Here is a 724-nt window from a genome sequence, read left to right on the forward strand (position 1 = left end):
AATTCATGGACTTCTACATAAACAAAACCCCTGTCTGCGTAAGCAAACAGGGGTTCTGGAATTTAATCTTGACGATGACCTACTCTCACATGGGGAAACCCCACACTACCATCGGCGATGCATCGTTTCACTACTGAGTTCGGGATGGGATCAGGTGGTTCCAATGCTCTATGGTCGTCAAGAAATTCGGGTACTGAGTCGTGGCCAGACGGCCTCGCTTCAGCAAATTGGGTATGTAATAGAATTTGGTGTTTGCAAGCGTCGAACTTTCGGTTCATCTCGTCTTCACACACCGCAATCTGGTCTCTTTCGAGTCGCAAATTGCTTGGGTGTTATATGGTCAAGCCTCACGGGCAATTAGTATTGGTTAGCTCAACGCCTCACAGCGCTTACACACCCAACCTATCAACGTCGTAGTCTTCGACGGCCCTTCAGGGAACTCAAGGTTCCAGTGAGATCTCATCTTGAGGCTAGTTTCCCGCTTAGATGCTTTCAGCGGTTATCTATTCCGAACATAGCTACCCGGCAATGCCACTGGCGTGACAACCGGAACACCAGAGGTTCGTCCACTCCGGTCCTCTCGTACTAGGAGCAGCCCCTCTCAAATCTCAAACGTCCACGGCAGATAGGGACCGAACTGTCTCACGACGTTCTAAACCCAGCTCGCGTACCACTTTAAATGGCGAACAGCCATACCCTTGGGACCGGCTTCAGCCCCAGGATG

The 724-nt window shown here is 50.8% G+C and carries 2 rRNA genes; both read right to left on the minus strand.

From position 1 onward, the window contains the following. Positions 1–66: 66 nt before the first annotated feature. Positions 67–182: ribosomal RNA gene (rrf, locus tag AC0L20_RS39610) — 5S ribosomal RNA — on the minus strand. Between the two features lie 154 nt (positions 183–336). Further along, positions 337–724, minus strand: a 23S ribosomal RNA gene (locus tag AC0L20_RS39615); the annotation flags it as partial.

The organism is Bradyrhizobium sp. Kon58, assembly GCF_055807455.1.